This window comes from Corallococcus terminator (assembly GCF_003611635.1).
In the GTDB taxonomy this organism is placed as follows: Bacteria; Myxococcota; Myxococcia; order Myxococcales; family Myxococcaceae; genus Corallococcus; species Corallococcus terminator.
Map to the genome: position 1 here is coordinate 1 of NZ_RAVZ01000783.1, position 534 is coordinate 534.

1 protein-coding gene is annotated in these 534 nt (G+C 64.2%); it reads left to right on the forward strand.

What is annotated here, in order from left to right:
* The coding region (locus D7V88_RS43545) for a type IV secretory system conjugative DNA transfer family protein (RefSeq protein ID WP_158625299.1) at window positions 1–534 on the forward strand (534 nt) is incomplete at both ends.

A 534-nucleotide genomic window follows, 5' to 3' on the forward strand; every position in this document is an offset into this window, starting at 1 on the left:
CTCCTGCACGGCATGGTGGACGACAAGGGCGTGGGCCTCCCCTTCACCATGCGGGACATGGCCGTGTGCCTCAACGGCATCGGCACCACTGGCCCTTTCGCCCAGGCCCTCAACCACTGCCTGGACCGCTCGCTCGAGCGCACCGCCGCCCGCGAAATCGCCAACCAGATTTCGAGCCTCGGCCGTGACGTGCAGAAGTGCATGAGCGGCTTGAAGGGCGCGGTTAACAAGTTCATGTCGCCCATCGTCAACGCGTACGAGCCGGACTTCACCTTCGAGGCGCTGCTCCAGGAGGACCTGGTGCTGTACGCGCAACTACCCGCCAACCTCTTCAAGATTCAGGCGCCCGCGCTCGGCAAGGTGCTCCTGCAGGACTTGCAGCAGCAGGGCTCCCTCCGGCAAGTCCACCGTACCCGTCTCAACCAGAGGGCCTGCGGCGTCCACGTGGACGAGTTCTACACGTTCGCGGACGAGTACATGATTGACTCCCTCAACAAGCTGCGCGACGCCAACGTCCAGTTCACACTCGCGCAC